General features: G+C 42.3%; 29 protein-coding genes and 2 pseudogenes. 19 read left to right on the plus strand and 12 right to left on the minus strand.

Going from position 1 to position 24654, the window contains the following annotated elements; translation table 11 throughout:
- Positions 1-42: 42 nt before the first annotated feature.
- Positions 43-1209, plus strand: coding sequence for a M20 family metallo-hydrolase (locus JCM19038_RS06805; RefSeq protein ID WP_238554308.1), 1167 nt, complete (start codon positions 43-45; stop codon positions 1207-1209).
- A gap of 112 nt (positions 1210-1321) precedes the next feature.
- Here JCM19038_RS06805 and JCM19038_RS06810 read toward each other — a convergent pair whose 3' ends face one another.
- The 5 genes from JCM19038_RS06810 to JCM19038_RS06825 are packed head-to-tail and all read right to left on the minus strand — an operon-like array spanning position 1322 to position 3219.
- A complete protein-coding gene (locus JCM19038_RS06810) occupies positions 1322-1768 on the minus strand; it encodes a hypothetical protein (RefSeq protein ID WP_042415995.1) in 447 nt (148 codons plus the stop codon).
- Entirely contained in the window at positions 1765-1983 is a 219-nt protein-coding gene (locus JCM19038_RS06815) for a hypothetical protein (protein WP_042415998.1), read from the minus strand. The genes JCM19038_RS06810 and JCM19038_RS06815 overlap by 4 nt, the downstream gene beginning before the upstream one ends.
- Positions 1973-2524: a hypothetical protein gene (locus JCM19038_RS24940; protein ID WP_307189982.1), complete on the minus strand. Its 552-nt coding sequence runs from the start codon at positions 2522-2524 to the stop codon at positions 1973-1975. Before JCM19038_RS24940 ends, JCM19038_RS06815 begins: the two co-directional genes overlap by 11 nt.
- Positions 2490-2849, minus strand: a complete 360-nt coding sequence (locus JCM19038_RS24945) for an ATP-binding cassette domain-containing protein (protein ID WP_307189983.1) — start codon at positions 2847-2849, stop codon at positions 2490-2492. The genes JCM19038_RS24940 and JCM19038_RS24945 overlap by 35 nt, the downstream gene beginning before the upstream one ends.
- Positions 2839-3219 carry a GntR family transcriptional regulator gene (locus JCM19038_RS06825; RefSeq protein WP_081831660.1) on the minus strand — a complete coding sequence of 127 codons (381 nt, stop codon included), beginning with the start codon at positions 3217-3219 and terminating at the stop codon, positions 2839-2841. The genes JCM19038_RS24945 and JCM19038_RS06825 overlap by 11 nt, the downstream gene beginning before the upstream one ends.
- 234 nt (positions 3220-3453) lie before the next feature.
- Between JCM19038_RS06825 and JCM19038_RS06830 the strand changes: the two genes are divergently transcribed.
- The 5 genes from JCM19038_RS06830 to JCM19038_RS06850 are packed head-to-tail and all read left to right on the plus strand — an operon-like array spanning position 3454 to position 8773.
- Positions 3454-5172: a PTS mannitol-specific transporter subunit IIBC gene (locus JCM19038_RS06830; protein ID WP_238554309.1), complete on the plus strand. Its 1719-nt coding sequence runs from the start codon at positions 3454-3456 to the stop codon at positions 5170-5172.
- A gap of 16 nt (positions 5173-5188) precedes the next feature.
- Positions 5189-6706, plus strand: coding sequence for a transcription antiterminator (locus tag JCM19038_RS06835; protein ID WP_052361193.1), 1518 nt, complete (start codon positions 5189-5191; stop codon positions 6704-6706).
- Complete coding sequence (locus JCM19038_RS06840; protein WP_042416004.1) at positions 6703-7227, plus strand: PTS sugar transporter subunit IIA; 525 nt, start codon at positions 6703-6705, stop codon at positions 7225-7227. Before JCM19038_RS06835 ends, JCM19038_RS06840 begins: the two co-directional genes overlap by 4 nt.
- A 4-nt stretch (positions 7228-7231) precedes the next feature.
- A complete protein-coding gene (locus JCM19038_RS06845) occupies positions 7232-7660 on the plus strand; it encodes a PTS sugar transporter subunit IIA (RefSeq protein ID WP_042416007.1) in 429 nt (142 codons plus the stop codon).
- The gene (locus tag JCM19038_RS06850; RefSeq protein WP_042416009.1) at positions 7661-8773 is read left to right on the plus strand and encodes a mannitol-1-phosphate 5-dehydrogenase; all 1113 of its coding nucleotides are present in this window, start codon (positions 7661-7663) and stop codon (positions 8771-8773) included.
- Between the two features lie 46 nt (positions 8774-8819).
- Here JCM19038_RS06850 and tenA read toward each other — a convergent pair whose 3' ends face one another.
- A complete protein-coding gene (gene tenA, locus JCM19038_RS06855) occupies positions 8820-9446 on the minus strand; it encodes a thiaminase II (protein ID WP_152549354.1) in 627 nt (208 codons plus the stop codon).
- Between the two features lie 79 nt (positions 9447-9525).
- Between tenA and JCM19038_RS20520 the strand changes: the two genes are divergently transcribed.
- Genes JCM19038_RS20520 through JCM19038_RS25380 form a run of 3 tightly spaced genes read left to right on the plus strand, consistent with a single transcriptional unit; the run spans position 9526 to position 10638 of the window.
- Complete coding sequence (locus tag JCM19038_RS20520) at positions 9526-9738, plus strand: alanine--tRNA ligase-related protein (protein ID WP_052361194.1); 213 nt, start codon at positions 9526-9528, stop codon at positions 9736-9738.
- A complete protein-coding gene (locus tag JCM19038_RS06860) occupies positions 9666-10355 on the plus strand; it encodes an alanyl-tRNA editing protein (protein ID WP_152549356.1) in 690 nt (229 codons plus the stop codon). Before JCM19038_RS20520 ends, JCM19038_RS06860 begins: the two co-directional genes overlap by 73 nt.
- On the plus strand, positions 10315-10638 hold the full coding sequence (locus JCM19038_RS25380) for a DHHA1 domain-containing protein (RefSeq protein ID WP_373902574.1): 324 nt from the start codon (positions 10315-10317) through the stop codon (positions 10636-10638). The genes JCM19038_RS06860 and JCM19038_RS25380 overlap by 41 nt, the downstream gene beginning before the upstream one ends.
- Here the strand turns inward: JCM19038_RS25380 and JCM19038_RS06870 are convergent.
- The gene (locus JCM19038_RS06870; RefSeq protein WP_042416015.1) at positions 10624-11787 is read right to left on the minus strand and encodes a M20 family metallopeptidase; all 1164 of its coding nucleotides are present in this window, start codon (positions 11785-11787) and stop codon (positions 10624-10626) included. The genes JCM19038_RS25380 and JCM19038_RS06870 overlap by 15 nt on opposite strands.
- A gap of 205 nt (positions 11788-11992) precedes the next feature.
- On the opposite strand from JCM19038_RS06870, the gene ureA reads away from it, so the two are divergent.
- From ureA to JCM19038_RS06905, 7 genes and pseudogenes are all read left to right on the plus strand, one after another.
- A complete protein-coding gene (gene ureA, locus JCM19038_RS06875) occupies positions 11993-12295 on the plus strand; it encodes an urease subunit gamma (protein WP_042358811.1) in 303 nt (100 codons plus the stop codon).
- An 11-nt stretch (positions 12296-12306) separates the two neighbouring features.
- A complete protein-coding gene (locus JCM19038_RS06880; protein ID WP_042358809.1) occupies positions 12307-12675 on the plus strand; it encodes an urease subunit beta in 369 nt (122 codons plus the stop codon).
- Positions 12672-14385: pseudogene (gene ureC / locus JCM19038_RS06885) on the plus strand (urease subunit alpha). Before JCM19038_RS06880 ends, ureC begins: the two are co-directional and overlap by 4 nt.
- Before the next feature lie 16 nt (positions 14386-14401).
- Positions 14402-14845, plus strand: a complete 444-nt coding sequence (locus tag JCM19038_RS06890) for an urease accessory protein UreE (protein WP_042358808.1) — start codon at positions 14402-14404, stop codon at positions 14843-14845.
- A complete protein-coding gene (locus JCM19038_RS06895; RefSeq protein ID WP_081831662.1) occupies positions 14787-15527 on the plus strand; it encodes an urease accessory protein UreF in 741 nt (246 codons plus the stop codon). Before JCM19038_RS06890 ends, JCM19038_RS06895 begins: the two co-directional genes overlap by 59 nt.
- 13 nt (positions 15528-15540) lie before the next feature.
- Positions 15541-16168 (plus strand): annotated as a pseudogene (gene ureG, locus JCM19038_RS06900) (urease accessory protein UreG).
- Positions 16149-16958, plus strand: a complete 810-nt coding sequence (locus JCM19038_RS06905) for an urease accessory protein UreD (RefSeq protein WP_042416020.1) — start codon at positions 16149-16151, stop codon at positions 16956-16958. The pseudogene ureG and the gene JCM19038_RS06905 overlap by 20 nt, the downstream one beginning before the upstream one ends.
- Positions 16959-17001: 43 nt before the next feature.
- On the opposite strand, the gene JCM19038_RS22680 is transcribed toward JCM19038_RS06905, so the two are convergent.
- Both JCM19038_RS22680 and JCM19038_RS06910 read right to left on the minus strand, forming a co-directional pair.
- Complete coding sequence (locus tag JCM19038_RS22680) at positions 17002-17163, minus strand: hypothetical protein (RefSeq protein WP_193745063.1); 162 nt, start codon at positions 17161-17163, stop codon at positions 17002-17004.
- Between the two features lie 54 nt (positions 17164-17217).
- Complete coding sequence (locus JCM19038_RS06910) at positions 17218-17505, minus strand: hypothetical protein (protein WP_042416022.1); 288 nt, start codon at positions 17503-17505, stop codon at positions 17218-17220.
- Positions 17506-17722: 217 nt separating this feature from the next.
- Here JCM19038_RS06910 and JCM19038_RS06915 point away from each other — a divergent pair, with 217 nt between their 5' ends.
- The 3 genes from JCM19038_RS06915 to JCM19038_RS06925 are packed head-to-tail and all read left to right on the plus strand — an operon-like array spanning position 17723 to position 20916.
- Positions 17723-19123: a circularly permuted type 2 ATP-grasp protein gene (locus JCM19038_RS06915; protein ID WP_042416316.1), complete on the plus strand. Its 1401-nt coding sequence runs from the start codon at positions 17723-17725 to the stop codon at positions 19121-19123.
- Positions 19123-20031: an alpha-E domain-containing protein gene (locus tag JCM19038_RS06920; protein WP_042416023.1), complete on the plus strand. Its 909-nt coding sequence runs from the start codon at positions 19123-19125 to the stop codon at positions 20029-20031. The genes JCM19038_RS06915 and JCM19038_RS06920 overlap by 1 nt, the downstream gene beginning before the upstream one ends.
- Positions 20032-20064: 33 nt before the next feature.
- A complete protein-coding gene (locus JCM19038_RS06925) occupies positions 20065-20916 on the plus strand; it encodes a transglutaminase family protein (protein ID WP_042416025.1) in 852 nt (283 codons plus the stop codon).
- A gap of 34 nt (positions 20917-20950) precedes the next feature.
- Here JCM19038_RS06925 and JCM19038_RS06930 read toward each other — a convergent pair whose 3' ends face one another.
- Genes JCM19038_RS06930 through JCM19038_RS06940 form a run of 3 tightly spaced genes read right to left on the minus strand, consistent with a single transcriptional unit; the run spans position 20951 to position 24580 of the window.
- On the minus strand, positions 20951-22069 hold the full coding sequence (locus JCM19038_RS06930; protein ID WP_042416027.1) for a Ger(x)C family spore germination protein: 1119 nt from the start codon (positions 22067-22069) through the stop codon (positions 20951-20953).
- A gap of 11 nt (positions 22070-22080) precedes the next feature.
- Entirely contained in the window at positions 22081-23493 is a 1413-nt protein-coding gene (locus tag JCM19038_RS06935; protein WP_052361200.1) for a spore germination protein, read from the minus strand.
- Positions 23477-24580: an endospore germination permease gene (locus tag JCM19038_RS06940; RefSeq protein ID WP_042416033.1), complete on the minus strand. Its 1104-nt coding sequence runs from the start codon at positions 24578-24580 to the stop codon at positions 23477-23479. The genes JCM19038_RS06935 and JCM19038_RS06940 overlap by 17 nt, the downstream gene beginning before the upstream one ends.
- Positions 24581-24654: the final 74 nt, after the last annotated feature.

Raw genomic sequence — 24654 nt, forward strand, 5'->3', positions numbered from 1 at the left:
TGGCATAATCATTGCATTGTAGAAGCTTAGGAGGGGTGACTGATGCCTAACAAACTAAGCAAAAAGATCAATCATGAACGGTTTAATCGTTATGTGAAACGAAGTTCAGAAGTCGGGAGAACTGACAATAATGGGTTACACCGTTTAGCGTTATCTCAGGCTGACAAAGAAATTCGTGACCAACTGAAGGTGTGGTTTGAGCAAGCGGGGTTAGCGACTACGATTGATGACTTTGGGAATATGTACGGTCGAAGAGAAGGGAAAAACCCTCATTTAAAACCGATTGTGATCGGCTCACATTTAGATACACAGCCATATGGGGGACGATTTGATGGGGTTCTTGGCGTATTAGCTGGTTTAGAAGTCGTTGAATCATTCAATGACGATCACATTCAAACCGAGCGTCCAATCATAATTGTAAATTTCACAAATGAAGAAGGAGCACGGTTTCCGCAACCGATGCTCGGGAGTGGCGCTATTACCGAGCATTTTAATAAGTCATTTGTTTATGAGATTCAAGACGAAAAAGGTATAACATTTGAGCAAGCTCTTCAAGAGATCGGTTATGTTGGGAAAGAAGAGTACCGTCTCAAAGAAGCAGAATACTACTTAGAATTACACATTGAACAAGGTCCGATGCTTGAACGAAACAGTAAACAGATTGGTGTTGTTGGTGGAATTCAAGGGATGGATTGGTTAGACGTAAACGTCATCGGTGAAAAAAATCACGCAGGACCAACTGCGATGGAAGACCGAAAAGATGCCCTAGCGAGTTCGGCGCGTATGATCTCAACATTGTATGAAATAACAAATTCTTATAGCGGTTTAAAAACGACGGTCGGGAAGCTACACGTGCACCCAAATGTGGCGAATGTCGTACCTGGCAACGTGGAGTGGGTGCTTGATGTTCGTCATGAAGACGATACGTTGCGAATGGCTGCACTTGATGAGATGCGTCATGCTCTCAAACAACAAGCAGCGCTTGATGGAACATCGGTTACAGTCAATGAGTTGTGGGCGAGTCCAGCCGTTTTATTTGATGAAGATGTGTTGGGAGCGATTGAAAAATCGACGGATAATCTCGGTTTAACGAGAATGAAACTATATAGTGGGGCAGGACATGATTCGAAATACATGCCGTATTTCGGGAAAACGGGAATGGTCTTCATTCCGAGCGTTCAAGCGTTAGCCACCGGGAAGATGAATTAAGCTATGATCATGATTTACACAATGGAGTAGAAGTCTTACTTCATACAGTGTTGCAACTTGATGCTAACTAATTGAAAAAACGCCGGGACAAAAAATCCCGGCGTTTCAATCGTTACGGTCTCACATCGAGTGTTCTCGTACCACGATGGAGTAGGAATACGTAAAAACCAATAAAGAAGAGGGTAAAGTAAATCGGTAAAATTGATTCGAAAAGCGGATGACTCGTAATCATAGTGATTGCAACACCTAATGCGATATATAGTGCACCCTGAACCCAATGTTTGTAAAATCCGAAGCTAATCGACCACCCGATTAGAAAGAATAGTAGGATACTCGCCGAATAAGTTAAAGACTCTACGATTGAAGGAAACATGCTTTGATTTTCAATAATTCTATCTGAATACAGTTGATCCCATCCGGTTGCTAACAGCACTCCGTGTATCAAGAACGAGAGTAAGGTTGTAAAGATCACAATCACGACCGTAACGAGGATTCCTGAAAAGAGCACACTTCGAAAGTAAATCCGACGTGTGAGTCCTGTGGAAAGGTAGTGGTTCAAAAAGCCTCCCATTGATAGTAGTCCGACAATGAGCATGAATACAGTGTTGATGAAAAGGACCCTTCAATAAACGTCCACGTAATTTCGCCTTGAGTAAAGTACGTTACGACGTTAATCCCAATATAGATGAGTAAATAGATGCTAATATACCATACTGACCATGATGAGAACTCTTTTGTTTGAGTACGAATGGCGAGAGATTGTTTACTCGTCATCTTCATTCTCCTCCTCCGTTAAGTGAATAAAAAGATCTTGAAGGGAAACGAATGAGCGTTCTAAATTCAGCTCAGCTAAGCGACGCTGATCATCGTCAGTAAATGAACCGTAAATCATAACAGACTTCGTCGGTCCAAGTTGTTGGGTCGCGACAATCGTTTTGTCTTTCGAGAACTCATTTACGCTTTGTTCGTCTCCGGTAATGCGGTATCCGCGCTGTTGAAATGCTTCTTTATCTTCGTGAGTAAAAAGGCTACCGTTTTTAATGATGATTACTTCTTCAAATAACGTCTCCATTTCAGAAATAAGGTGAGTGGATAGAATGATCAGCCTAGGATGTTCCATAAAATCGTTTAGCACTTCTTTGTAGAACAACTCCCTTGCTGGAGCGTCCATGCCTAAATAGGCTTCATCAAAAATGGTCACAGGAGCTCGACTGGCTAAACCGATGACCACTTGCATTGCAGAGGCCATTCCTTTGGATAATTTGGCAACTTCTAAGTCTTTAGAAACCCGAAACCGTTTTAATAGTTGATGCATAGTCGTGATCGAAATTAGGACGGAACTTCGCATAGGTTTCAATATAATCGCCTACTTTTTCCGTTTCATATTCGAAGTTATGGTCACGAACGAAGATCATTTGCTCCACTGCGTGTTCATTTTCAAACGTAGTCTCGTTATTAAGAGTTACTGTCCCGTTTGATGCTTGTTGAAAAGCAGTGAGAATGGATAATAAGGTTGTTTTACCAGCGCCATTCCGACCTAGAAGCCCAACGATTTTGGGTCCTTCAAGTTGAAATGAAATATTATGCAGAATCGTTTTTTGTTTACGTGTAAACGAGACTTGATTAAAGTTAATCTTCATTTGGATGTCCTCCTCTTTTGAATATCAATGAGTGCAATTCATCTTCAGAAATGCTTAGACGTTCTGCTTCTTTGTGCATCGGTTCAACATATTCTCGTAAGAAATGCTCTTTTCTTTTCTCAAGTAATTGTTGTTTGGAACCTGAAGCAACAAACATCCCGACTCCCCGTTTCTTATACAGAATTCCAGCATCTACGAGCTGGTTGATTCCTTTTAAAATCGTGGCTGGGTTGATTTTATAAAATGCGACGAGCTGGTTCGTAGAAGGTGCTTGTGTTTCTTCGAGTAGTCTTCCTTCAATAATCTCATCTTCAATCATTTCTCTAATTTGCAAGTAGATCGGTCGAGTATCATCTAATGTCGGTCGCAATCGACATCACCGCCTTCGTAAACGACTTAGTTAATTGGTTAGTTGGTTATGTAACTAACTATATGACTGTGCGTGTGATTTTGTCAATATAAATTTCATGTATCCGCTTTCAACAAATGCAATCTTGTCGTCGCGTTGGCGACAAGATTGCATTTTCCTTTTATTGTTGCACGCGTTAGGGCACGCTACACTTGAATTAATAAAATGAACAACATAGCAAAGGGGGAACCGTACGTGTCTGAGAAAAAAAGTATCCGTGCACGTATTCAACGGTTTGGTAGTCATTTAAGTAGTATGATTATGCCGAACATCGGGGCATTTATTGCTTGGGGTATCTTAACCGCAATTGCCGTACCGACTGAAATTGGCATGTTAGAAGCTTTCGTAGATCCAATGGTGTTCTACTTACTACCGTTACTTATTGCGTTTGCTGGTGGGCGAATGATCCACGATTTCCGAGGTGGTGTAGTTGGTGCAACAGCCGCAATGGGTGTTATTGTAGCGGCAGATATACCGATGTTTATCGGAGCAATGATCATGGGACCTCTCGGGGGTTATGTGATTAAGAAGTTTGACCAAGTTATGGACGGTAAAGTGCGTCCAGGCTTTGAGATGTTAATTAACAACTTCTCCGCCGGTATTATCGGTGCATTACTCGCGATCATTGGTTCGCTTGCGGTAGGTCCTGTTGTACAAGGGTTCACAGTGGCGCTCGGTGCGGGTGTTGATGCGATGATTTCAATCGGTGCATTACCACTTGTCTCTCTCTTTATCGAGCCAGCCAAGATTCTTTTCTTAAATAATGCGATTAACCATGGAATTATTAGTCCACTTGCGACTAGCCAAGTGTATGAGTATGGACAGTCGATGTTATTCATGCTTGAGGCAAACCCTGGACCAGGTATTGGTATTTTGCTAGCCTTTATGATTTTTGGAAAAGGTGCAGCGAAAGCCTCCTCTTACGGTGCGGGTGTCATTCACTTCTTCGGTGGTATTCACGAAATTTACTTCCCATACGTCCTCATGAAACCACTTCTTATTGTTGCGGTCATTGCAGGTGGTATGAGTGGTGTGTTTATGGTGCAGTTATTGGATGTTGGGTTAACAAGTGTGCCAGCACCAGGAAGTATTATTATGATCCTAGCGTTTGCGGCTAGCGGAAGTCACCTTGGTGCAATTATTTCTGTACTCGTTGCAGCTGCTGTTACCTTCGCAATTGCAGCGCCAATCTTGAAGTTTGATCGTAAAGGTGAAGTGGAAAACATTGAAGAGGCACAAGCGAAAGTAGCGGCTATGAAATCTGGCAAAAACAATGAAGCAACACAAGCAGAGCCAGAGGCAAATCAATTCAGCCAAGTATCTACAATCATTTTTGCTTGTGATGCGGGCATGGGCTCAAGTGCGATGGGCGCATCCATTATGAAAGATCGCGTTAAAAAAGCAGGAATTGAAGGTGTAGATGTGAGCAACACATCCATTAGTAACATTCCTGAACACGCAGATCTTGTCATTACGCACAAAGATTTGACGACACGAGCGAAGGAACAGCATCCGAATGCGATACACGTATCCGTCGATAATTTCATGAACAGCCCTCGCTATAAAGAGATTATAGATAAGTTACAAGGCAACGAAGACGAGGTTGTTCAAGAGAGTGACGCGGTGGATGACAAAGCAATCAACAAAGTCATTTTTGCGTGTGACGCTGGAATGGGTTCAAGTGCAATGGGTGCTTCAATCCTAAAAGATAAGTTCAAAAAGGCAGGATTAACAGAGATCCATGTGTCAAACACATCCATTAGCAACATTCCGAGTGATGCGGATCTTGTGATTACGCATAAAGATTTAACGACAAGAGCAAAAGAGCAACAGCCAAATGCTGAGCATATCTCGGTTGACAACTTCTTAAATAGTCCGAGATACACGGAACTTGTTGAACGTCTGAAAAACTAATAAAGGAGGTAGCCAAATGCAACTTACCGCAAGAGAAAGACAGGTAGTGACACTGCTTTTAGCAGCGTCTTCACCGTTGACTCAAGCCTCACTTGCTGAGGCTACTTCTGTTAGTTTACGTACGATTCAAAGAGACTTAAAAGGGATAGAAAAAGAGCTTGCAAAGATTAATGTCAATCTCCAACGTTTACCTGACCAAACCGTCCAACTTCGAGGCGACACACACGTATTAGCGCAGTATGTAAAAACGGATACCCATCGTGATTACACGAGTGATGAGCGGCAGCAAGTCCTACTTGTTCGGCTCTTGCAAGAGCGTGAACCAGTAAAGCTTTTTACACTCTCATCAGAGTTACGTGTGACAGCTGCTACAATCAGCTCAGACTTAGATAAGGCGTCACAATGGCTCGAAACATATGGTCTACAAGTGGTTAGGAAAAGGGGATACGGCATTGAGATTCAAGGTGCTGAAGAACGTAAACGACGAGCACTTAGTGGCATTATTGCAATTCACTTTAATGAAAGTGAATTGTATGAGGTGCTTTATGAAGAGAACGTTCACAATCAAATTGCTGAACGATTACTTCATATCGTTGATGTCGAACGGGTTAAAGAAGTCTCCCATGTCATTCAAACAGAGAAGCCTGCGTTGTTTCCGTATATAGCCGATCAATCGTTAATTGCTCTAGTTGTTCATACGGCGCTTGCTGTGAAGCGGTTAGAACTTGGAGAAATCATAATGATGGATACCGATCAGTTAGAAGCATTGCGCAAAATGGAAGAGTTTGAAGTGGCTTCAATGCTTGCACGAGCGTTAGAAAAACAAATGAACATTCGCATTCCAGGTGAAGAAGTAGGGTACCTTGCTATGCACTTGCGAGGAGCTCGAATTAGTGGGAGTCAAAGTCTGCCATTTGAGGAGCAGAATGCGGAGTTAATCGGTCGAATTAAAACACTCATTTATGGTGTTGAAAAAGAGCTAAACACTTCGATTTATGGTCCAACACTTGTTCAGGACTTACTCGCCCATTTAAAGCCTGCGCTTTATCGAATTCGTCAAGGAATGCACATTTCAAACCCATTGCTTCAACGATTACAAAATGATTATGAAACGTTGTTCAACATTGTGCGTGGACAAGCACAAGTTGCTTTTGAGCCATTACAGTTACCAGATGAAGAGATTGGTTATTTGTGTTTGCATTTTGGTTCGGTTCTTGAGAGAAGAAAGCGTAGCCACCACGTGTCTGCTCTAGTTATTTGCCCTAGTGGCATCGGTTCTGCAAAAATGTTAGCGAGTCGAATCGAGCAAGAAATTCCTGAAATCTCAACAATTAAAAATGCTTCATTGTTAGAACTGAGTAAGGAAAAAGCAAATTACGATGTGATTATCTCAACGGTGAATATTGATGATATGGACCGAGTATTTCATGTAAGTCCGGTATTAACGGAACAGGAAGTGAAAGAAATCCGTCAGTACATTCGTGGCTTACCGACAAAGAACCCAACGAAAACTCAAGATCAACCGTCGGCGTGAAGGTCGCATTTCAGCAAATCTCCTCATTAAGCGCGATGATAGAACGGTTACTCGAATCGATTCGGTTTTTCTCCCATCGCGACGTATGGCAAGGAATCGAAGCGAGTGTAGAAGAGATGCATCGGCTTGGTTTTGTCGATCACGTTGATGCGATTGTGACGATGCTTAAAGAGCGTGAACGGGTGGGTGGGCTTGCGATTCCGAATACGGATATTGCATTGTATCATGGACGTAATGATGCGGTCCGCGATCCCTTTTTCAATGTCATTGATTTAGAGGAAGCGATCTCACTACCGTCGATGATTGAAGGTCATGAGTGGGTGAAACGAATTGTAGTTTATGCAGCTCCAAAAGAAATCACACCTCATCATTTGTCCTTTTTAAGCTACGTGAGTACGTTATTTATTGGTTCAGAGCAAGATGTAAAGGTCTTTAGTGAAGGGAAACGAGAAGAGCTACTAGCTTTATTAGAAGAAAAAGCAAAGCAGTATCTCATTAATTTTATTCGTGAAGGAGATTAAATTTATGATTTTAAAAGCTGAGAATATCCAACTAAACGTAGAGGTTGTATCTAGAGATGAAGCCATTGACCGTGCAGGAGAGGTGCTTGTACAAGAAGGGTATGTGAAACAAGACTACCTTGAGAAAATGCATGCTCGTGAGGCGCTGACATCTACGTATATGGGCAACTTGCTTGCAATTCCACACGGAACAGAAGATGCAAGAGATGAAGTAATTGAGTCTGGACTTAGCATTCTACTCCTTGACGAAAAAGTTCAGTGGGATGGAAATGATGTACAAGTTGTTATCGGAATTGCTGGGAAAGACGGCGAGCACTTAGAGATCTTATCTAAGATTGCGATTGCTTGTTCTGAAGAAGAAAATGTTCATGCACTGCTACAGTCAAAGTCTGCAGAAGATGTTCTAAACTTCTTCTCGGAGGTAAATGCGTAAATGAATGCCGTGCACTTTGGAGCAGGGAATATTGGCAGAGGGTTTATCGGTGCACTTTTGCAACAAGCAGGCTACGCAGTTACGTTCGTGGATGTGAATGAAGAGGTTATTAACGCTCTTAAGTCTAGAAGAGGGTATACCGTAACCATTGCATCAGAAGAGCAATCAAGTTTTCAGGTTAATGGTGTTGACGGTTTGAATAGCCTGACGGAAGAAGATGAGGTTATTTCTGCGATAACGAATGCAGATCTTGTCACAACTGCGGTTGGACCGAACATTTTACCACGCATCGCTCCAGTCATTGCAAAGGGTATTGAGAAGCGAATCACAGCGACTCCGTTAAATATTATTGCGTGTGAAAATGCAATTCGTGCGACGAGCACGTTGAAGTCTTATGTACTTGAACATGCAACGGAAGTTCCAGATTGGATTGGCTTTGCAGATGCTGCGGTCGACCGAATCGTACCGAGTGTTCCTTCGGAGGATGTTCTAGCAGTTACTGTTGAGCCGTTTTTCGAGTGGGTTGTAGAAGCGCCGATGTTGGTAGGCGATATGATCCTTGGGGAAGCGAAGCTCGTTGACGAACTTGACCCTTATTTAGAGCGCAAGCTCTTTACAGTAAATACAGGTCATGCAGCAGCGGCATACGCTGGAATGAAGCAAGGGAAAATGAGAATTGTTGATGCGATGCTTGATCGCGATATTGAGGAACATGTCCGCGGTGCGCTTCGTGAAACGTCAACCGTACTCGTTGAAGATTATGGGTTCGATGAAGACGAGCATAGACAATATGCTGAACGGATTGTAGAACGCTACAAAAACCCGTACTTGCAAGATACGGTTGCTCGAGTTGGACGTGGGCCGATCCGCAAACTTGGCCCAAATGATCGACTCGTAAAACCTGCGAAAGCTTTTGCTCGTAAAGGGAACCCAGAGCATCTCGTACAAGCAATTGTGAACGCGCTTGAGTTCTATGCAGACGATGATCCTGAAAGCGAACAATTACGAGCGTTAATTGAAGAGCATGGCGCTTATGAGGCATTTTTGAACGTAAGTGCTCTGTCTGAAGATGAGCCATTAGCTCAATTAGTAAAACAAAAACTTTCGTCGTAAATGGTAAGACTCCCACCAAAGGTTGCTTTGGTGGGAGTCTTTTTAGTTAAATTGGCCAACCTTCTTGTTTGTAAGACATATCCCAAAATAGATATTCATATCGACTCGTGTTTAAGAAAATTTGTTCAAGTTTGTCCAGTTCTTTCTCAGACTTGTATTGTGCCAGTTCATCGAGAAGGTTTATAAGGTGTGTAGCAATTTCGCCAAATTGCTCTGAACTATACATCTGAACCCATTCCCCGTAAAACTCGTGCTCTGTACTACCTGGGGTTTTGGCGAGCGCTGTGCCAATCTCGTAATAACTCCAAGCGCATGGTAAAATGGCTACGATTAATTCAGCAAGTGATCCTTTTTCTGCTTCAGCGAGCATTGCACCGCTATAAGCGATCGTAATTGGACCTGGTGTTGTGTTTTCTAATTCTTCTTCGCTAATTCCAAGCCTTTTGGCGTAAGCTCTATGCAAGTCCATTTCGATGGCTAACGTTTCATGCAATGCATGAGAGAAAGAAGTCATTGTTTTTAAGTCTGGTGCGAGCACGACGGCTTTCGCCATCACTTTACTATAATCAATCAAGTAGACATAATCTTGCTTCATGTAATACTTAAACGATTCAAGATCTAGAGAACCATCGCCAATGCCTTGAACGAATGGATGCTGATGCTTGCTTGCCAAATTGAATCAGCAGTCTGTCGAATGCGCTTTGAAAAACTCATTGAAAAACCTCCAATAATTAGTTGAAAAGGGGATTATGATGACACACAAACTTTATTATGATGACGCTTATTTAAAAGAATTTGAAGCGAATGTGATTAAAACGACGAGTGACTACATTGTACTGGATCAAACCGCATTTTATCCAGAAGGAGGCGGACAGCCTGGTGATACCGGCATTTGGCTGGCGCCGAAGTGTATGACACTCAAGAAGTTGATGGGGAGATTCGTCATTACATCAAGGAGCCGATAGAACGTGCTACAGTGACCGGTGTCATCGATTGGCACCGAAGGTTTGATCACATGCAGCAACATCTAGGGCAACATCTTCTTAGTGCAACGTTTGACGATGTGTATGGCTATAAAACGATCGGATTTCACTTAGGTAAAGAAACGGTCACGATCGATCTTGATATTCCTTCGCTTCAAAACGAAGAGATGGTCCATGTCGAACGCGCTGTGAACTCTATCGTTTTTGAAAATCGAAACGTTGAAACCCGCTTTGTAACAAACGATCAGTTGCACCATTATCCATTACGTAAAGCGCCAACGGTAAACGAACAGATCCGACTTGTCATCGTTTCTGAGTATGACTATAACGGATGTGGAGGAACGCATCCTCTTACAACAAGTGAAGTGGGCATCATCAAGCTACTAAAAACCGAAAAGGTTCGAAAAAGCGTACGATTGCACTTCGTATGCGGTCTAAGAGCCGTCCAACGTTGGAATATAGAAAATAATAAAATGGAAGAACAATTCACAGAGTTACGCCGAGTAAATGAGTTCCGTTCTAATCAACTTGAGCAAGCACACGAGCAACTGCATCACTATGAAGTTGGCGAGTGTGGATGGGACGCATTCGGTTATTGAACGGGTATATGAAAATAGGTCAATTAAAGACTTACAACTTCTTGCGAAGCTAGCAACTCAAGAGCAACCTACACTTACGGTACGCTTGTTTACTGTCATACCCCACGAAAAGGTACAGTGTGTTTTCGCAAGAGGAAACGACGTAGACCTAGATATGAACGAATGTTTAAAAGATTTTTTAGCTATGATTGGCGGAAAAGGAGGGGGCCAAAAGCAGCTTGCTCAAGGCGGGGCCCCTATAAAACAACGGTTGAACAGTTACATCAGATTACTTAGCGACTAAATAGTGATGAGCAATCTTTAAGAATAATTCACCGATGTTTAACAGTGCACGTTCGTCGAAGTCAAATCGTGGGTGATGGTGAGGGAACGTAGTCCATTCTTCTTCGGTTTGACTGCCGACATGAAAGAAACAACCTGGCTTCTCTTCTAAATAATACGCAAAATCCTCACCACCAAGGACTGGTTCACCTTGAATCCAAGCGTCTTCTCCAAATGTTTCTTGGATGATGGAACCGACAAGTGTGGTTTCTTCTGCGTGATTTACAAGAGCAGGGTATCCATTTAAATAGTCAATGTCGCACGTGACATGGTTGCTTGCTTCAAGCCCTCGTACAATTCCACGAATGTCTTCTTCAATCTGTTTTCTCGTTTCAGGCTTAAACGTGCGCACGGTTCCCTGAATCGTTGACGAGTCCGCGATAACATTAAATGCCTTGCCTGCTTCGAATACTCCGACGGTTACAACGGCGTTATCCATTGGATCGACTCTTCTTGCTACAATTTGTTGTAAATCAAGTACGAGCTTTGATCCTGCAACGATTGAATCAACAGTCGTATGCGGCATAGCCCCATGCCCACCTTTACCTTGAACCCGAATCTTAAAACGATCCACAGCAGCCATGGAAGGTCCTTGACGAACATTGACTTTCCCAAGTTCAAGACCAGATTGTACGTGAGCACCAAAGATGTAGTCTACATCGTCTAAGCATCCATCAGCAATCATCTCTTTTGCACCACCAGGTGGAAGTTCTTCGGCATGTTGAAAGATAAAGACGATCGTGCCGCTTAGTTGGTCTTTGGACTCTGTAAGAATGGTTGCTGCGCCTAGTAACGCAGCGGTGTGTCCATCGTGACCGCAAGCGTGCATTACGCCCGGGTTTTTAGAAACATACTCTGTATCGTTTTCTTCCTCAATCGGTAAAGCATCGAAATCGGCACGAAACGCGATCGTTGGTCCATCATGTTTACCTTGTAACTTGGCTACAACGCCTCGGCCACCAATGTGTGTCGTGACTTCGAGACCAAGTGCTTCAAGTTTTTCTGCGATGTATTCAGGTGTCGCAACCTCTTCAAAGGAGAGTTCAGGGTGCATATGTAAATGTCTTCTCCACTCAACGATCTTCGGAAATACGTCTTGTAATGTTGTCATGTTCTTCCTCCCTTTCAATACTTAGTTAGAATACTATCACAAATAGAAACGAGATAACTGAAAACTTACTATTTATTGCTCAATCTAGCATTCGTTTGCTATTGTTAGATTATCTTACAAAAATATTGAGAAAGTTTCGTCAGAAAGATACGATGAAGAAATCAACAAATTAGAATGTTTTTATTTTACATAAAGGGTGATCGAAGTGAAATTGTCTCCAGTCGACCAAGATAAACTGCTGTTATTTGTAGCAGGTGAGCTGGCATTAAAGCGTAAAGAGCGTGGAGTGAAACTGAATTACCCAGAGTCAATTGCACTGATTAGCAACTTTATTCTCGAAGGAGCAAGAGATGGGAAGACCGTTGCACAGTTAATGTCAGAAGGGAAACATGTCTTAACGGCTGAAGATGTAATGGAAGGAATTCCAGAAATGATTGAAAACGTACAAGTCGAGGCAACATTCCCAGACGGTGTGAAACTCGTCACAGTCCACGAGCCCATTCAATAAGGAGAATGTCGATGATACCAGGTGAATATCGTCTTCGTCAGGAAGACATTGAATGCAATGTAAATCGTAAGACAGTAACGATTCGAGTAAGAAACGAGGGCGATCGTCCGATTCAAGTAGGTTCCCACTATCATTTTTCGGAAGTGAATCGGATGCTTACATTTGATCGAGAATTGGTGTTTGGCATGCGTCTTAATATTGCTTCAGGGACCGCTGTGCGATTTGAACCAGGAGAAGAACGGGAGGTAGATCTCGTCATGTTTGGCGGATCAGGAGTTGTTCATGGGTTCAACGATTTAACGGCGGGAAGTAGCGATGTAACAGAATTCGTGAGACGTGCAAAAGAACGTCAGTTCATTGCGGAAGGTGATCATTCATGAAGATGTCTCGTAAAGCCTATAGTAGTATGTTTGGACCAACAACCGGTGATCAGCTGCGCCTTGCGGATACGGACCTTTGGGTTGAGGTTGAGCATGATTATACACATTACGGTGATGAAATTAAGTTTGGTGGCGGCAAGGTCATTCGCGATGGCATGGGACAGAATAGTACGAGAACGAGAGAAGATGGCGTATTGGATTTAGTTTTTACGAACGCTTTAATCATTGATTATAGTGGCATCGTAAAAGCAGACATCGGTGTGAAAGATGGAAGGATTGTCGGAATCGGCAAGGCAGGAAACCCTGACGTTATGGATGGTGTGACGGACAATATGGTTGTTGGTGCTGCTACGGAAGTTATTGCTGCCGAAGGCAAAATCGTCACAGCAGGAGCGATTGATGCACACATTCACTTTATAAGCCTCAACAAATTGAAGCGGCCATTGCATCAGGGACAACAACGATGATTGGTGGAGGTACAGGACCTGCAACGGGAACAAATGCCACAACAGTTACTCCAGGGGAATGGAACATTCATCAAATGTTACGGGCTGCAGAAGACTTCCCAATGAATTTAGGGTTTTTAGGGAAAGGCAATGCTTCTGGTCACGCACCGTTAGAAGAACAAATTGATGCTGGCGTCATTGGCTTGAAGTTACACGAAGATTGGGGAACAACGCCAGCCACAATTGACCATTGCCTTACAGTCGCTGACGAAATGGATATCCAAGTTGCTATTCATACGGATACGCTAAACGAAGCTGGATTTGTCGAGGACACAATAGCAGCAATTGATGGTCGTGTTATTCATACGTACCATACAGAAGGTGCAGGCGGAGGACATGCTCCTGACATTATGAAAATAGCCGGTCTTGACCACGTGTTGCCATCATCTACAAATCCAACTCGACCATTCACCGTAAATACAATCGATGAGCACCTTGATATGTTAATGGTTTGTCATCATCTAGATGGCAATGTTCCTGAAGATGTTGCATTCGCGGATTCTCGCATTCGCCCAGAAACAATTGCAGCTGAAGATATCTTTCATGATTTAGGCATTTTAAGCATTATTTCGTCAGATTCTCAAGCGATGGGCAGAGTCGGCGAAGTGTTAATCCGAACGTGGCAAACGGCAGATAAGATGAAGCTTCAACGTGGTTCCCTCGTTGAAGACGAAGGTAGTGGCAATGATAATACGAGAGTAAAGCGTTATATCGCCAAGTATACGATTAATCCTGCAATTACACATGGAATTAGTCATGAGGTAGGTTCTGTAGAAGTAGGTAAGTTAGCTGATTTGGTGCTCTGGGAACCAGCGTTCTTCGGCGTAAAACCAGAACAAATTATAAAAGGCGGAATGATTGCGTACGCCCAAATGGGTGATCCAAATGCGTCCATCCGACACCTCAACCGGTCTATATGAGACCGATGTTTGGGAACTATGGGAAAGCGAAAGAGCAAACGAGTATAACGTTTATGTCAAAAAGTGCTGTTGATCTTGGGGTACCTGAACGCCTACAACTGAAAAAGCGTGTTGTAGCTGTGAAAGGTTGCCGCAGTATTTCGAAGAAATCGATGAAGTTAAACGACGCAACGCCAGAGATTACGATTAACCCTGAAACGTATGAGGTACGAGTGAATGGTGAACTTATGACGTGTGAGCCGGTTGAAAAAGTCGGACTAGCACAACGATACTTTTTATTTTGATAGTGGAGGATCGAACATGATTATTACTGAAGTACTTGGAAATATTCAGAACGGACACCCAGAAAAAGAGATGAAAGAATGGCTTGAAGTTGAGTGGGAAGAGTTAAACAAACGGAGAATGCGCAGAACGACAGATCAAGGAAGAGAGATAGCAATTAAGCTAGAGGATGCACAGCATTTACATGTCGGAGATGTTTTGTATGAAGATCATGACGTGCAAATTGTTCTACGTACGAAAATGGAGCCAGTGTTTGTCGTTTATCCTAAATCGATGCAAGAAATGGGCAAAGCTTCATTTGAATTAGGCAATCGTCATACACCGTGCTTGGTCGAAGAAGATCGGATAACGGTTCGGTACGATGCTACGCTCGAACGATTATTCGATGAGATAGGGGTGCAGTATGAGCAAGAATCACAACGATTTAACGCCCCATTCAAATACAGAAGCCACCACCACTAATGGGCAAATGTTGCAATTGCTCCATATCCTTGACTCTGCCTTTCCAATTGGCGGGTATACCCACTCTTTTGGAATGGAGACGTTCATACAAGACGAAGCAATTACGAATGAACATGAGCTTGTGGAGTACTTGTCGAGTTATTTAACGAACAGCGTTGCAACTGGGGATGCATTGTTCGTGCAAGAAGCCTATCAACGAGCTTCTCAGAGTGAGTTGGAACAACTCATAGAGCTTGATCATCGCTGTCATGCTTTCAAAATAACAGAAGAAGCTCGAAAGGGATCTGCAATGATGGGAAGGCAATTCATTAAAACGGTTACCCCATTGCATAATGACGCCCAATTCGAAGCGTTTAGAGAGCGATTAAAGCAAAAGCAAATCGACGGTCATTACCCGGTCGTGTTTGGAATGTATACGAGCCTTTTAGGGGTCTCTATTGATGTTGCTGTTTCGACGTTTCTATATTCATCGATGAATAGCCTCATCACCAATGCAGTGAGAGCGATTCCTCTCGGGCAGCAAGCAGGTGTTCGTACGGTTCACGCGATGTTTCCGCTAATTTCTGAGCTTACAAAAACGATCCAAAGCCAGACGATTGATGACATTGCTAACAATGCATTACTCATTGATATTTCATCGATGAACCATCAGTTTTTACGATCTAGATTATTTATTTCATAAGGAGGAGACAACGATGGCAACGGTTAGAATTGGTGTAGCTGGTCCAGTAGGGTCAGGAAAAACTGCGATGATTGAACAATTAACACGTCAGATGCATGAGAAGTATTCGGTCGCCGTCATTACGAATGATATTTATACAACAGAAGATGCCCAGTTTCTAACGCAAAACGGGGTATTGCCGAAGGATCGTATTTTAGGTGTTGAAACGAGGGTGCCCCCATACAGCTATTCGAGAGGATGCGTCCATGAATTTTGAAGCGATTGATACGCTTTGTGATCGTTTTGAAGATTTGGAGATTCTGTTTTTAGAAAGTGGTGGGGACAATTTATCCGCTACGTTTAGTCCAGAACTTGTTGATGCTTTCATTTATGTAATCGATGTCGCGCAAGGTGGTGACATTCCTCGTAAGGGCGGTCCTGGGGTGACAAGGTCAGATCTTTTAGTTGTGAATAAAACGACACTCGCACCTCACGTAGGGGTAGACTTACAGGTCATGAAGAGCGATACCAAATTAGCGAGAGATGGGCGCCCGTATGTATTCGCTGATGTGAAAAGCGGGACAGGTGTCGAGGAGATAATTGAGTGGATCCAAAAGGATTTGTTGTTTGAAAGGATGGAATATGCAAAGACCAAAGCATGACGGTGTATTAGAAGCTTCATTTGCATATCATCGAGACAAAACGAAGATGATCCATGCGTTCCAGCAACCGCCATTAAAAGTCAGTCGCGTATTGCGTCTTGATGAGGCGAATCCTGGACATGCTTATGTGTACTTAATGGAATCATCCGGGGGAATGGTTGCTGGTGATCGCAATACGTTTTTCATAAATGCAAAAGCGAAGGCAAATGTAACATTAATTCCCCAGTCTGCTACTAAGATCTACCCTTCACACAATGAACAGCCATGTGTACAAGAACTTCATATTACCGTAGGTGAAGAGGCGTCGGTCACCTATTTTCCTGAAGCAGTGATTCCATTTGAACAGTCGAGATTCAAAACGAAAACCGTCGTACAATTACGTTCGAATTCCTCGTTAATTTGGGCAGATCTTATTGCACCGGGTCGAGAACATCGAGGAGAGAGCTTTCGTTATTATGAACTGGAACAACGTATGGAAGTTTACCTAGATGGACGTTTACTAGCGCTTGATGCCTTTCGGTTTCAACCGGAGAAAGAAGCGATTCAGCGCTTTGGCGTGCTTGGGGAGTATCGGTATGTCGGTTCAATCTGGTTCTTTTCTGAAGCAGCCTCATCAGTTGACGTTCAAGAGCTTCATGATGAGCTAACGAGTATAAGTAATTGCAAAGCAGGGGTCACACGCTTAGAAGACCGTGGAATCCATATTCGCATGCTTTCAAATGACCAATGGCATTTAAAAAAACAATTAGAAAAGTTCGCTCAAAGGTTTGCATCATTAAAACAACAATAAATAAGAGCTGCTATCCATGTGGGATAGCAGCTCTTATTTATTGTTAGTCGTTGTCTTTGCTACTGACGTATTGATTATAGTGATCGTCCTCACCTGAGGTTGAATTCTTAAACTGACTGAGGCGACCGTTGCGATGCTCCCCATGGTTGCTCGTTTCACGGAATTGGTGATCGTGCTTTTGGTTTTTGTTGCTTTTGTGACCCATGATTCATCCCCTCCTTGACGTATAGATTGTCAAAAAGGGACGGGAATTATGCATTTATGGTGTGAAATGATGACGGTATACGAATAAAATCATGATAATTGTAGAAAGAATAGAAAGAAACGGTAAAAGAACGATGGCAATCGTTAACGGAAATGTAACCGCATGCAAGAACTGACTGACTAACAGAAATGCTGGAAGCCCAACAAATATAGGTAAAATCATATAATACATGCCGACTAGACCTTCAGTTACAAGATCATCGTCTTTGAATAATATTTGGTAGATTGACCAGAGGATTGTACCATATGCAATCGCTATAAGAAGAGAAGAGGCAATTTCCATCCACAACCCAACCCCATTCAACAGAGATACTCACAAAGCTTTACCCGAAAAGAAGCGCGGATAAACAATAAGATATTTCAAATAATAAGAAACTATCGGAATCATTGTTTCGGGTATCCAAAAAAAGGGAATCATTATGTAACTTGTACGTTAAAGGAGTGAACAATATACGGTGGAACAATTAAAACCTTATCAAACAGAAACGTATTTCGATGAAATGTTTACTTCAGAAGGTAAGGTAAAACCTCATTATCGAACGCTGCATAATACCATTCGTTCCTTTGACCGTGAAGAACTAAAGTTAAAACACGAACAAGCACAAGCGTCATTTTTGCGCCAAGGGATCACATTTACTCTTTACCAAGATAACCTTAGTACTGAACGGACGATGCCATTTGATTTTATTCCCATTATCATTTCAAGTGAAGATTGGGTCGAAATTGAACGGGGCATTGAGCAAAGAATTAAAGGTCTGAACGCATTTTTAGAAGACATTTATGGTGAAGAACGAATCATTAAGGAAGGGATAATTCCTGAATACCTAATTAAAGATAACCCCTATTACATTGAGCATTTAAAAGGGTTTCCTTTTCCGTTAACGAATCATATCTTTTTAGCTGGCATTGATCTCATTCGTGACGATCGTGGAGAGTACCGAGTTCTCGAAGATAATTTACGTAATCCATCAGGACTTTCCTACATGTACCAAAACCGCTTCGTGATGCGTCACGTTTACCCAGAATTCTTTAAGGAACATACGCTGTATAAGATTGAGCAGCAATTAGACCCTTTAAGACAGACGTTGATGGATTATAGTTCTCGGAAGAAAAGTGCTGTTGCGGTCCTGCTGACCCCAGGTGTATTCAATTCAGCTTACTATGATCATGTCTTCTTAGCCCAACAAATGGGGATTCAGCTTGTAGAAGGTAGTGACCTCGTTGTTAAAGGTGAATCTGTGTACATGAGAACGATTCATGGTCTGCGACAAGTCGATGTTATTTATCGGCGAATTGATGATGACTACTTAGACCCAGAACAGTTCCGATCAGACTCTTTACTCGGTGTAAAGGGGTTGTATCGTGCAGCGAGTGCTGGGAATGTCGCGATTGTAAATGCAATGGGAAATGGTGTGGCTGATGACAAGGCGCTTTACGCTTTTGTTCCAGACATTATCCGCTACTATTTGAACGAAGAACCAATTTTGAAGAATGTTGATACGTATTCACTCCGTAAACCTTCTATGCGCAAGTGGGTGTTAGAACGACTTGATCAGCTCGTCATTAAAAATGTCGGATCATCAGGTGGCTATGACATGTTAATTGGTCCCCATTCTACTCGAGAACGATTGAATTTATTCCGAGAGAAGATTACTGAAAACCCAGAGCAATACATCGCTCAGCCGACAATCAAGTTATCACGGGCACCTGCATTTCAAGATAATCAGTTTTATCCATGCCATGTTGATTTACGTGTGTATGCAATGAGTGGAAAGAAAGTCCGAGTCATTCCAGGCGGGTTGTCTAGAGTCGCTCTTAAGAAAGGTTCTCTCGTCGTCAATTCTTCACAAGGTGGCGGTGGTAAAGATACGTGGGTGCTTAAAAAGGGAGTAAGAGTATAATGTTGATTCGAGTAGCAGATGCTTTGTATTGGATGTCGAGGAATTTGGAGCGCTCGGAGAAGACCGCAAGCTTATTGTCTGTTCAAGTTCTACAAGTGTTAGAATCCCAAGAAGAAGATTTGCTCGTACAAGAAGAGTTGTATACGGCTGTAAATGTGGCTGCATCAAAAGAAGAAGCCGATCGGTTGAAGGCTAAAGGAACAATTACTTTGCATCAGGTTCTATCGTATTTGTTATTTGCAAAAGAAAATCCTAATTCTGTGATGAACTGTGTACGAGTTGCAAGGGAGAATGCCAGAAGCGTCCGAGATCATATTAACGACGATTTATGGCAAATCATTAATGTGTTCTTCTTAGACGTTGAGTTTGCAAAGTTTGATGACTACAGTGATTACCAGATGCAACGTTTATTGCAACGGGTAAAAATGACGTCACTCTCTGCGCAAGGTGTCATTGAGTCTACGACGATGCGAGGAATGCCTTACCAAATCATGAAGATTGGTAAATGGGTGGAGCGTGCTGAATATACGCAGCGTATGCTACAAGCGATCAGTGAAAAAGTAGAAGAAGACCCTAGCTCATTGCGGTATTTCATGCGACTTGCTTTACAGATGATTAATGGGAGTGAGGCGTTTTTGCAACAAAGAAACGCTTCAATTGAACCGAGTTATGTTTTACATTTCATGATCGCGGAGCCGAATTTCCCCGGTTCAATTGAATATTGTTTAAAACGGGCAACGGACGCCATCGTAAAGTTAGAAGGGGAAAGAGGTTCGTCATACACGCAGCTCCTCGTGCAAGAAATCAATATCATCATCGAAAGAGTGATGCAGCTGTCGTTTGAAGACGTTGACTTAGAGCAAGCATTTCAAGGCATACAACCTTACTACACACCGTTAAAAGTGTAGGGGTATAAATCGACAGCAAGGGAGAATAGCGTAGTGAAATACGAGATCATTCATATTAATCGTTTTGACTACGAGACACCTGTTGACCAAAGTATGAATAGCATTCGATTAGAGCCAAAAACGGATGAGTGTCAACGGTTACTCGCATATCATACTGAAATCACGCCACATTCATTAACGTCTCATTATACGGATATTTGGGGAAACACGGTGGAGAGCTTCTATATCGCTGAACCCCACACCCATCTTGAGGTGAAGACAACAAGTGTCGTTAGTATTCAACGAAGCCCATTTGTCGATCAACTAACGTATTCAAAAGCGATGCAAGATATCTTTAGTTCACAGTTATTTCGAGATCAATATTTACCATTCTTAAGTCAGACGAACTATACGTATTTAGAACCTCATCAAGTGACGAATGTGAAAAATGAAATTGGTGACATTCAGAATCCTGTCCAATTTGCAAAATCGCTCATGAACTATTTATATGCACATTTTACGTATGATTCAAATTCCACGAATGTGAATACAACTGCAAGAGAAGCAATCGAATTAAAAAGTGGTGTATGCCAAGATATTGCGCACGCCATGATCGGTGTTTTGCGGGCGCAAGGAATTCCTGCCCGCTATGTGAGTGGCTATTTGTATGTTGGAGAGGATTCAGCGTTAGTCGGTGATGCTGCGAGCCATGCTTGGGTTGAATTTATGGCACCAGGAATCGGGTGGATTAGCTTAGACCCGACGAATAACGTTGAAGCCTTAGAGAATCATATCAGAGTCGGAGTCGGCCGAGATTACGGGGATGTAAGTCCGGTACAAGGTGTTTACCGTGGCGGTAACCAGAACCTTGACGTCAGCGTCTCTGTAACATTGCTTGAATCATAAAACTGAGCCATCGCAGGAGTGATGGCTCAGTTTTTTATTGATAATTTCCTTGATCAAGAATTTCTACTGTAATATCAACGCGATCTAGGAAGTTTTCATTAAGGTTCTCTAACTGTTCATGCGTCCATACTCCTGGATGAAAGCGGAACGCTTTCTCATTTAGTTGATAAATATCTACGTTAAGATCGATGCCGTGCATAAATGTTTCTGTAATGTCTTGCACGAGACGTTCTTCAAGCTTCCTTATCAATTCTTTTTCACCGAGTTGATTTACATTGCTCAATAAAGCGGCTTTCACATTCATCTCGACTTGGAAACGAGGCTCGTTTTCTTCAGTTAACACGTGGATGTGTAGTTTAGGGTAAACAAACTGTGCAGATACAAGGTCTTCTGGCAATGTAACGTGAAGTTTCTCTGTTTTTTTATTAAACCAATCCATCCCTTTTAACTTATCTAAATCTAGGAATCCCCTTAATTCTTGTTGTTCAATAAAGTAGCCGCCATTCACGTTGAGAATTGGCTCATCAGCATTTTCATCTCTCCATGCGTTACGTTTAATCGTTAAGGAAGGAACCAATATTGAACCGAACGGTTCATTATAATGTTGGATAAGCGTTTGATAGCTTAACACAGGAATAAATGAATTCTCGCTTAACAATTCTGCTGGGTCATAAGTAAACGAGTAAACAGGTGCACGACTAAAAAAGTCGTTGTGCAACATGATTTCCTCGATCGGATCATCGACAGCGAATAACCATGTGTCGTAGCGGAGGAAAGGCCACCGACCTAAAAAATCTTTAACAATCTTAAGTTGTTGCTCCTCTAGAATTGTTGGAGAAACATAGATTGTGTTTATGTGTGAATAACTAACTGGTAGTTGAGCGACTTGTTCTATGCGACCGAGTGCTTGTTCAATCGTACTTCCGCTAGCTGAACCGACAATAATACGTGATTCAGTCGTATCGGCGCCACCACCTTCGACTTTTGCAACAGAGCTGTAACTTAATGACTGGAAGTATAATTGATAAAGGTCGTCTTCATAATCAATGCCAATCGCTGTAACGTAAGTTTGGTGTTGAATTTCTTTGATTCCCCAACATCCAGATAACAGGCTTACCAAAATCATTATAAGTAGAATCTGTATTCCTTTCATCGTTATCCACCTTATTTCTTCGGGTCTGTTGGATAATAGGCCACGCTTCGGGTGCGATCCTTTTTCACAGGCAGGCGAAACACACTATCATTGATGTTTTTCATGCGGTTTAAAGGACTCACAAATGGGAAGCCAAAGCTTGTTAAAGATGCGATATAAATGAGTAACAGAAATACCCCGATAAAGAAGCCATAAAGACCGAGGAGCGCGGCAAGTCCGACGATGAAAAAGCGGATAATTAGAATGTTCCCAGCAAGACTTTGATCAGTAAGCGTGTAGGTTGAAATGAGTGTAATTGCTCCAACGACGAGTGTTGCTGGTGATGTAAGACCTGCTCGAATAGCAGCATCACCGACGATTAGACCACCGAGTACGGCAACGGTTTGACCAACGGGTTTAGGTAGGCGAATCCCAGCTTCTTTGAACAACTCAAAGAAGAGGAGCATGAGAAAGATCTCGAGCGGTGAAGATAAAGGTAGACCTACCCGTGATTGGGCGACGGTGGCCACAAGTGGGAAGGGAATTTGATCAATTTGATAGGACGTAATCGCTAACCAAAAGCCTGGTAAAAGGATACTCGTAATTAACGCAGTGATTCGAATGAGTCGCTCTGCATTTACATAGAAGAAACTTGATTGTGTATCTTCAGCAGAACGAATGAGCAGCGAGAAATTTGTCGGACCAATTAAAGCACTAGGATTGCCATCTATAATGATTGCAAATCTTCCCTCGTTAATGGCATCAACAACAAAGTCTGGTCGGCCACTATACTCTACTAATGGTACGAGTGAATAGGTGTTATCATAGAGCAATTCCTCAATCTGATAGCTGCTTGATACGATTGAAATATCAATGTTTTTTAAACGATTGTCGATGTCAGTGAGGAGTTTGGGTTCAATGACGTCGTCCATGTAAAGCAACTTCACCTGAGTGTGGCTTCTTTGGCCGATCGAGTATGTTTTGACTTTTAAGGTGCTTGTTTTTAAACGTTTTCGAATTAAGGAGACATTGTCAATGGCGCTTTCTATGAATCCGTCTCTTGGACCACGGATTGATACCTCCATGTTCGACTCTTGTACGTTACGATTGTTAATTTTAGGAATTGAGATGCTATGAAGTGAATGACTTTCTTCGATATAGACGACGACAGAACCTAAAAAAACGTTCTCTTCTAAAGTTTTCATATAGTTTCCTTGAAGAGAAATTGGGAGGGGCTCGAAGTAACGGTCTAAATGAACTCCTTTTTGACGCTTTGATTGGTTAACAACCTGACTAAGGTTAGGTAGAAGAGATTGATAGAGAAGGTTTAGGTCGATTAGTCCTTCACAATAAACGAGTGTATACGTTGCATCGCCTGCCAGTTCGTGTGTGGAGATGATGACGTCATCGGTTGATGCAAATACAGCATTAATTTGAGCGGGCACGCCTTTGACTTTTTTGATGAGTGTCGCCTCCTTTTTTTATCCAGACGAGGATTGAGAGTAGCAGCAACGCACTGCTCAAGAAATAAAAGGTAAATGGGAAATAAACGTTATGCATGAGTTCGACAAATGATCGATGTGAAAGAGGTAAGATAATGAGAATAAATAGGATGATATAAATGATGACTAAAGAAATCTTTTTCTTTTTAAATGGGAGCAATTGATTCAGTAAGGTTGTAAACAATGCGACTCGTACGAGTAAGCCACTAAACCATTGAAAGATGGATAGGAAATCTAGTCGTGTAATGTAGCGCCCAAGTGATAGAAGTCGCCATTGTTCATAAGCAGGTGTGTTTAGTTTTAGTGATTCAGCAATCCCAAACGCAGAAAGAGATCCTGTAAGAGGCCCGAGAATGAGAATGAAAATGACCAACCCGGATAAGAAAAGGCCTTTGAATGTTAATTTTTTCTTCGTATAGCTAAGTAGGAATAAAATATAAATCATTTCTAGAAAACCAGAATTGGTATACATGATTCCTTCGAACATCGGGGTATAGCCGTCCGCGAACATCGGAAACAGGAGGTCGTAGTTTTTACTCTTCATGTTTCCAACGCCTACAAGAATTCCAAATGAACATACGATCGGAAACAGTATTACAGCAATCAATCCAAGAACAAACGAACCTTTGTATGCAGCATAAAAACATAAAAGAATAAAGCCAGAAGCAATGATTAACTCTGGAGCGTCGGCTGCGTAATTTGACTTTGCCCAATCAACCGAAAACTTTAATGAGATCAGCGATTCAGCAAAGAAAACGATTATAAAGCAAGTGAGAATTGCCCAGGCCACAGGTGCGGGGTAGTGATCTTTAAGAAACGAAGCAAGATCTTTGCCATTTAACGTGCGAATAATCATAGTGATTACAGTTACGATGATTAGCATCGTAAACAAACTAACCAATACGCTAAGCCAAGCATCTCGACCAGCAGAATTCAAAAGGCTAGGCATGAGGAGAACATGCACCATAAAGCCAGTGGCAATAATAATCAAAATATAAATATGAATAGGTTGTAATCTGCCAATGTTCATGTTCAATCTCCTCTGCATAACAACGTTTCAAAGTTATCGTTACCATGAAAGGAGAATTTATACAGGTTTGGTAA

The organism is Geomicrobium sp. JCM 19038 (assembly GCF_000698125.1).
Classification (GTDB): domain Bacteria; phylum Bacillota; class Bacilli; order Bacillales; family Marinococcaceae; genus Geomicrobium_A.

Bases quoted from the DNA above. Each gene is read 5' to 3' on its own strand.
- JCM19038_RS06845 (WP_042416007.1), top strand. From the start codon at position 7,232: ATGATTTTAAAAGCTGAGAATATCCAACTAAACGTAGAGGTTGTATCT.
- JCM19038_RS20520 (WP_052361194.1), top strand. From the start codon at position 9,526: ATGACACACAAACTTTATTATGATGACGCTTATTTAAAAGAATTTGAA.
- JCM19038_RS06835 (WP_052361193.1), top strand. From the start codon at position 5,189: ATGCAACTTACCGCAAGAGAAAGACAGGTAGTGACACTGCTTTTAGCA.
- JCM19038_RS25380 (WP_373902574.1), top strand. From the start codon at position 10,315: ATGAAGTTGGCGAGTGTGGATGGGACGCATTCGGTTATTGAACGGGTA.
- JCM19038_RS06895 (WP_081831662.1), top strand. From the start codon at position 14,787: ATGAGCAAGAATCACAACGATTTAACGCCCCATTCAAATACAGAAGCC.
- JCM19038_RS06905 (WP_042416020.1), top strand. From the start codon at position 16,149: ATGCAAAGACCAAAGCATGACGGTGTATTAGAAGCTTCATTTGCATAT.
- JCM19038_RS06910 (WP_042416022.1), bottom strand. From the start codon at position 17,505: ATGGAAATTGCCTCTTCTCTTCTTATAGCGATTGCATATGGTACAATC.
- JCM19038_RS06920 (WP_042416023.1), top strand. From the start codon at position 19,123: ATGTTGATTCGAGTAGCAGATGCTTTGTATTGGATGTCGAGGAATTTG.
- JCM19038_RS06880 (WP_042358809.1), top strand. From the start codon at position 12,307: ATGATACCAGGTGAATATCGTCTTCGTCAGGAAGACATTGAATGCAAT.
- JCM19038_RS06890 (WP_042358808.1), top strand. From the start codon at position 14,402: ATGATTATTACTGAAGTACTTGGAAATATTCAGAACGGACACCCAGAA.
- JCM19038_RS06870 (WP_042416015.1), bottom strand. From the start codon at position 11,787: ATGACAACATTACAAGACGTATTTCCGAAGATCGTTGAGTGGAGAAGA.
- JCM19038_RS06930 (WP_042416027.1), bottom strand. From the start codon at position 22,069: ATGAAAGGAATACAGATTCTACTTATAATGATTTTGGTAAGCCTGTTA.
- JCM19038_RS22680 (WP_193745063.1), bottom strand. From the start codon at position 17,163: ATGGGTCACAAAAGCAACAAAAACCAAAAGCACGATCACCAATTCCGT.
- JCM19038_RS24940 (WP_307189982.1), bottom strand. From the start codon at position 2,524: ATGCATCAACTATTAAAACGGTTTCGGGTTTCTAAAGACTTAGAAGTT.
- JCM19038_RS06805 (WP_238554308.1), top strand. From the start codon at position 43: ATGCCTAACAAACTAAGCAAAAAGATCAATCATGAACGGTTTAATCGT.
- JCM19038_RS06815 (WP_042415998.1), bottom strand. From the start codon at position 1,983: ATGACGAGTAAACAATCTCTCGCCATTCGTACTCAAACAAAAGAGTTC.
- JCM19038_RS06915 (WP_042416316.1), top strand. From the start codon at position 17,723: ATGTTTACTTCAGAAGGTAAGGTAAAACCTCATTATCGAACGCTGCAT.
- JCM19038_RS06940 (WP_042416033.1), bottom strand. From the start codon at position 24,580: ATGAACATTGGCAGATTACAACCTATTCATATTTATATTTTGATTATT.
- JCM19038_RS24945 (WP_307189983.1), bottom strand. From the start codon at position 2,849: ATGAAGATTAACTTTAATCAAGTCTCGTTTACACGTAAACAAAAAACG.
- JCM19038_RS06850 (WP_042416009.1), top strand. From the start codon at position 7,661: ATGAATGCCGTGCACTTTGGAGCAGGGAATATTGGCAGAGGGTTTATC.